This is a genomic window from uncultured Campylobacter sp., from assembly GCF_937949835.1.
GTDB lineage: Bacteria > Campylobacterota > Campylobacteria > Campylobacterales > Campylobacteraceae > Campylobacter_B.
Map to the genome: position 1 here is coordinate 1 of NZ_CALEDC010000249.1, position 5,914 is coordinate 5,914.

Sequence of the window (5,914 nt, forward strand, 5' to 3'; positions counted from 1 at the left end):
TCTGCGGATATCCCGGTGTTCCTTGGCAACGGGATTCATCTCCAGGTCTACGACGATGTGTTTCATGAGCAATCCTTGCTTTCAAAAAATCTGCCGTAAAGTGCGATACCTAGCACGTCCGGGACGATGGCTCCGTTTAGATAAAAACCCGTTTGATAATCACCTTTTATTTGCGATTTTTTAGCGAAAGTATAGTATCCGTTTACATTGCCGCTAAGCTCATTTGAAAAGCCTTTGGTTATGATATTTATTACTCCGCCCATAGCGTCGCTGCCGTAAAGCGAGCTCATAGGACCGCGGATGACCTCTATGCGCTCTATCGCATTTGCGGGAGGCAAGAAATTCTGGCTGCTGCCAATACTTCTTAATCCTTTATAAGCGCTATCGCTGGTCGCAGGCTTGCCGTCGATTAAAATTTTCGTATATTTTTGAGATAAGCCTCTTAGGCTTATGCCTTTTCTCGATGCGGCGCCTAGCGTTGCGGTAAAGGCACTCGGCAAATCTTTTAGCATTGCGGAGATATCTTGGTAGTTGCGCTTTTGTATCTCTTTTTGCGTAAGAACCGAGATAGAAGCGGGTGCGTCTTGGATATTTTGCCGATAGCCCGTAGCACTGACTACGGTAATTTCACCCAAATTTACGCTTTTGTCCTGTTTTTCTATCTCGCCCGATATCCCGGCTGTCGCTATAGCAGCGATCAGCGATAATTTATATATTGCGCGCACAAACGCCCCTTTTCTTATTAAAATTTAAACTCATTTTACTATAATAAGATATGCATTATCAAGAAATACTAAACGGCAGAGGGATTATTTTAAACGCTAAAGGGATAAGATGAGTAAAGAGATAAGTTTAGATGATTTTTTGCAAAAAATATCTAACGACATTGAGCCGTCCAAGCAATGCGGGTATAATAAAACCGAGCTTGAAAGCGAAAGTATAAAATTCGACTTTAGCTCCTTTTATACGGGCGGAGAGATAGGATATTATAGCAGCGATATAATTTGCAGAGATTTCCTTTTGCATCGCCACGAACGGGGCAGCCGCTATTCATTTTTATTTTTCAATACGGGCGAAAATCCTATCTGCTTCAGATCGGATAAAGATCAATTCGTCTTGAATAAAGGTGAGTTTTGGCTCGGAACTATGCAAAGCAAATTGCGTGGCGTTCACGAGCTTGAAAATAAACACTATAAAAGCTCCTGCATAGCGCTTAGCACCGCTTTTGCAAATGAGCTGGGAATTTTAAAAAATTTGAATTTAGATCAAGCCGTTTGCATGAAGAAATTTAAAACAAGCGCCGTGCAAAATATTATTCTCAAAGAGCTCGAAAATGCCGCGATATACGACGGCAAAATACGCGAAATTTTTATGGAAAGTAAAATTTTAGAGATGCTTTATAGAAGTTTTCATAAATTTAATGAGCCCGAAAATGCGCTTAGTCTTGATGAAAATCGCATAAAAACAGTTCAAAAAGCAAAGAAAATATTACTCGAAAATATGCAAAATCCACCTAGCATTAAAGAGCTCGCTCATCTTTGCGCTACGAACGAATTTGCACTAAAAAGGGACTTTAAAGCATATTTCGGCACGAGCGTTTATGCGATGCTGACAAATGAGCGGCTTGAGATTGCAAAAGAGCTATTGAGTCTAGATCAAATCAGCGTAAACGAAGCCGCCAAAATGGTCGGATACAATAATTTATCGCATTTTTCTAAAATTTTTAGGGCTAAATTTAATACATTGCCGATGCAACTGAAAAAGGATATAAAATTTTACTACTCGGATTAGAATTTTGCACGACCGATTATCTTTTAGAAGCCACACTCTTTCGCAACCGCATATCAAAATCTCATAAAATTTTATATCGCAACCGGACCCGCAAAAATACGGAATTTAAATTATAAATGCCGCCGAAGCCTTGGCGGCAAAAGCGAGCTGCGATCAAATATCGCAGCTGCGCGTATGTTCGGACGTCAAAGGGCGCCTTAAAATTTTAAATACGTCTAAATTTAAAACAGGCTATAAACCTCATCGAGCGTGAAGTGCTTTTTATCGATCTTGCCGCCGTAGTATGGCTTGATATCCTCGTCAAAAGCCTTGTGAAAAAATTTTGCTTTATACATTTTTACCAGGCTGCTATTAACCGCATCAAGCAACTCGGTATTGCCCTTAGATAGGGCGACGGCGATATAATCTACCTTGCCGAGGTTGATGATTTTTGCATCAAGCGCGGCATCGTTTCTAGCGTATCCGAGTACGACCGTATTATCGTCGGCAAAGCCTATGCCTTCGCCAGCCTTTAGTCTGGCGACACATTCATTCGCATCGGCACATGTCGCAATCTCATAGCCCGCGTTTTTGAAGTGCTCCTCGGCAGTTGTGCCTTTAACGCTTAGAATTTTTTTATGCGCGATCTGATCGATTCTTGAAACATTATCGTCCTTACGGCTTAGCACACCGATCTGCACTGAATAATACGGGTAAGAAAAATCGACTTTCTGAACGCGATCTTTTGTGACGGTAAGCTTGGATATGATGAGATCTACTTTGTTTTGCTCCAGTGAGGGGACGCGATCTTTAGATGCTACGGAAATAAAGTCGATTTTGATCTTTTTATTGCCGAATAGATTTTTAACTAACTCATTTGCCAAATCAACCTCAAAGCCCTTTAGCGTGCCGTTATCATCGAAGCTAAACGGAGGCTGGGAATCTTGCAAGCCTATGCGAATTTCGCCTGCTTGCTTGATATCTGCTAGAGAGTTAGCGCAAAGCGCGCCAGCACCCAGCAAAATACTTAGTAGAATTTTTTTCATATTTCGTCCTTTGAATTAAAACATTTTATAAAGATCATCTAACAAGAAATATTTTTTCTCAGCCTTTCCCTTGTAAAAAGGATCTATGCTATCGTTAAAAATTTTCTTGAAAAAGCCGTTTTTGCTGAGCTTGACAAGCCCGTCGTTTAAGGCGTTTAGCAAGTCATCGTTGCCTTTTTGCACCGCGATAGCTAAAAAGTCCGTCGTGCCTAAATTCTTGATATTTACCTCTACCTTGCGATCTACGACCGAATAGCCCAAAACTACCATATTATCGTCTGCATAGCCGCTGCCGTGACCGGATTTTAGCGCACGGAAGCATTCGCTCGAACTAGCGCATGAGATAACTTTAAAGCCTTCCTTATTAAAATAATCAAAAGCCGTAGTGCCGGGCTCTGCTAAAATTTCTTTATCTTGTAAATCGTCTACGGTTTTTATATTATCATCGGTGCGAGTTAGCACGCCGATATTTACGCTAAAGTAGGGATTTGAAAAATCCACTAGTTTCTCGCGCTCTTTCGTAACCGTGATGGCTGCGATATCTAAATCGACCTTGTTATCTTGCACGGCTGTGATACGATCATTGCCTAAAGTTACGACATATTCGATTTTGCCGCCCTTATCGCCGAAAATTTCCTTTGAAAGCTCTTCGATAAGCGAAATTTCAAAACCGCTGTATTTGCCGTCCTCGGAGACGCTAAGCGGCGGAAGTGAGCCGTCTATTCCAATGCGAATAAGCCCTTTTTCTTTGATCTGCGCTAAAGAGTTAGCAAATAACGAACACGAAGCGATTAACAACGCAAATATAATCTTTTTCATAAAATTCCTTTAAATTTTACTAAAATTTGTCAGCGAATAGAATTCCATCCATCGCCACTTTAAATCAAAACAAGCTGTAAAGATCGTCCAGCAAGAAATACTTTTTATCGACGGTGCCTTTATAAAAAGGCTCGATGCTCTCATCGAAAATTTTTGTAAAAAAACCCTTTTTACTTAGCTCGATTAGTCCCGCATTTACCGCGTTAAGCAGCTCAGTATTGCCCTTTTGCACCGCGATGGCCAGGAAGTCCGTCGAGCCTAAATTCTTGATATTTACCTCAACCTTGTAATCGACTACGGCATAAGCAAATACAAGTAGATTATCATCGCCGTATCCGTCGCCCTTACCCGATTTTAGGTCATTAAAGCATTCATTCGCGCTCGCACACGGTACTACGTTATAGCCCTGTTTCGTAAAGTAATCAAACACAGTAGTGCCGGGCTGCGCCAGTATAGTCTTTCCGTTTAGATCGGAGACCTTTCTGATATTATCGTCGCTACGAGTTAGCACGCCGATATTTACGCTAAAGTATGGATCGGAGAAATCTACCAGCTTCTCGCGCTCTTTCGTAACCGAGATTAGCGCGATATCTAAATCAACTCTGTTATCCTGTACCGCTTTTATACGATCATCGCCTACCGTTACGACATATTGTATCTTGCTGCCTTTATCACCGAAAATTTCTTTAACAAGCCCTTCGATTAAGAGTATCTCAAAGCCGCTATATTCGCCGGCTTTAGCGACGCTAAACGGCGGAGACGAGCCATCTATACCGATTCGAATAACCCCTTTTTCTTTGATTTGAGTCAAAGTGTTGCCAAAAAGCGAACACGCAGCTAGCATTAACGCCAAGATTATCTTTTTCATAGCGTCCCCCTTTTTAAAAATTACAGCAAGCTATAAAGATCGTCCAGCAAGAAATACTTTTTCTCTGCAGTTCCTTTGTAGTAAGGCTCGATAAAATTATCGAACGAATTTTTGAAAAAGCCCTCTTTGCTTAGCTTGATTAGCTCGCCGTTTAGAAAATCCAAAAGCTCCGAATTGCCCTTTTTCACGCCGATGGCTAAGAAATCCGAAGTGCCTAAATTTTTGATATTTACTTCAACCTTTTTATCTAATACCGGATAAGCTAGCACGACTAGGTTATCGTCGGCATACCCGTCGCCCTGTCCAGCTTTTAGCGCCTTGTAGCAAGCGTTTGCGTTATCGCATCTGGCGATATTATAGCCTTGCTTTTCAAAGTATGTTTCTGCGGTACCGCCGCTAAGAACTAAAATAGTTTTATCTTGCAATTCATTTAAGGATTTAATCTTATCTTCGACGCGGGTCAAAATGCCTATATTGACGCTAAAATACGGGGTCGTAAAATCTACCTGCTTCTCGCGCTCCGGAGTTACGGTAAGAGTTGCGATAACCGCGTCCACCTTATCTTCTTGTAGGAATTTTATACGCTGATTTGCAAGCACGGAGGTAAACTCCACCTTTCCGCCTGATGGAAGCATATCTTTAGCGATGGCATTTGCCATATCGACCTCAAAGCCCTGATGCACGCCGTCTTCTATCTTGCTAAACGGTGGCTGCGCGTCATAAACGCCTATTCTAAGCACTCCGCTACTTTTGATCTCGGAGAGCGATCTTGCGCAAAGCGCACTACTGGCCAAAGCTGCGACGAGCAGACTTAAGAGAAATTTCTTCATCCTTTTTCCTTTCTCATAAATAATTTCAAAGCCATTGCCACGGCCACGGAAAACCTCAAAATCCCGCCCGAATGGCAAGCAGACATTAAATTCGCCCGCAGGCGAAAAGCAATTTTAGCTTTTTATATCTTTAATGATTATTAAATAGTAAGTAAAGTCGCCAAATAAATTCGCTTTTTCATTATCCACTTCGATTCCACGCGAGCTTTTTTTAGAATTTTCATCCGCTTCCTAGCGGCAAATTTTAAAATTTTGCAAAATTTTAAAGCCACAGAATTTTACAAAATTTTCAGCGTAGGATTGGGCGAGAAATTTTACGAGCACTTTAAAGCTTGCGATGAAATTTTAAAATTTTATGAGATCAAATCTTGCAGGTTGCATTTGGCAAAACAGCACAAGAAAGGAGTGAAATTTTAAAATTTCGTGCTTTGGTGCAGACATAGTGGAATTTAAAATTCTTAAATTTCTACTTCCGCCCAGCAAAGTGGAATTTTAAAATTTTTAGCAAGCGTCGTATTTTAAAAGCAAGCAAAATTAAATCTTTGCCACGCTACAGAATTCCGCGATAAAAGTCGCGCCGT

The 5,914-nt window shown here is 41.1% G+C and carries 7 protein-coding genes; 2 read left to right on the forward strand and 5 right to left on the reverse strand.

The features are described from left to right. Positions 1-62: 62 nt before the first annotated feature. Positions 63-725 (reverse strand): TonB-dependent receptor plug domain-containing protein, encoded by a 663-nt coding sequence (locus Q0256_RS05665; RefSeq protein ID WP_297960952.1) that lies wholly within the window; start codon positions 723-725, stop codon positions 63-65. Positions 726-834: 109 nt separating this feature from the next. Between Q0256_RS05665 and Q0256_RS05670 the strand changes: the two genes are divergently transcribed. Continuing rightward, entirely contained in the window at positions 835-1,791 is a 957-nt protein-coding gene (locus tag Q0256_RS05670) for an AraC family transcriptional regulator (protein WP_297960955.1), read from the forward strand. A 221-nt stretch (positions 1,792-2,012) separates the two neighbouring features. Here Q0256_RS05670 and Q0256_RS05675 read toward each other — a convergent pair whose 3' ends face one another. The 4 genes from Q0256_RS05675 to Q0256_RS05690 form a co-directional block, all read right to left on the reverse strand. After that, the gene (locus tag Q0256_RS05675) at positions 2,013-2,816 is read right to left on the reverse strand and encodes a transporter substrate-binding domain-containing protein (protein ID WP_297960958.1); all 804 of its coding nucleotides are present in this window, start codon (positions 2,814-2,816) and stop codon (positions 2,013-2,015) included. 15 nt (positions 2,817-2,831) lie between these two features. Further along, positions 2,832-3,635 carry a transporter substrate-binding domain-containing protein gene (locus Q0256_RS05680; RefSeq protein ID WP_297960961.1) on the reverse strand — a complete coding sequence of 268 codons (804 nt, stop codon included), beginning with the start codon at positions 3,633-3,635 and terminating at the stop codon, positions 2,832-2,834. A 64-nt stretch (positions 3,636-3,699) separates the two neighbouring features. Continuing rightward, positions 3,700-4,503: a transporter substrate-binding domain-containing protein gene (locus tag Q0256_RS05685; RefSeq protein ID WP_297960964.1), complete on the reverse strand. Its 804-nt coding sequence runs from the start codon at positions 4,501-4,503 to the stop codon at positions 3,700-3,702. A gap of 20 nt (positions 4,504-4,523) precedes the next feature. After that, a complete protein-coding gene (locus Q0256_RS05690; protein WP_297896995.1) occupies positions 4,524-5,333 on the reverse strand; it encodes a transporter substrate-binding domain-containing protein in 810 nt (269 codons plus the stop codon). Positions 5,334-5,585: 252 nt separating this feature from the next. On the opposite strand from Q0256_RS05690, the gene Q0256_RS05695 reads away from it, so the two are divergent. After that, positions 5,586-5,750 carry a hypothetical protein gene (locus Q0256_RS05695; protein WP_297960967.1) on the forward strand — a complete coding sequence of 55 codons (165 nt, stop codon included), beginning with the start codon at positions 5,586-5,588 and terminating at the stop codon, positions 5,748-5,750. Positions 5,751-5,914 lie beyond the last annotated feature (164 nt).

Coding starts and splice junctions, on each gene's coding strand:
- Q0256_RS05670 (WP_297960955.1), top strand. CDS start 835: ATGAGTAAAGAGATAAGTTTAGATGATTTTTTGCAAAAAATATCTAAC.
- Q0256_RS05675 (WP_297960958.1), bottom strand. CDS start 2,816: ATGAAAAAAATTCTACTAAGTATTTTGCTGGGTGCTGGCGCGCTTTGC.
- Q0256_RS05680 (WP_297960961.1), bottom strand. CDS start 3,635: ATGAAAAAGATTATATTTGCGTTGTTAATCGCTTCGTGTTCGTTATTT.
- Q0256_RS05685 (WP_297960964.1), bottom strand. CDS start 4,503: ATGAAAAAGATAATCTTGGCGTTAATGCTAGCTGCGTGTTCGCTTTTT.
- Q0256_RS05690 (WP_297896995.1), bottom strand. CDS start 5,333: ATGAAGAAATTTCTCTTAAGTCTGCTCGTCGCAGCTTTGGCCAGTAGT.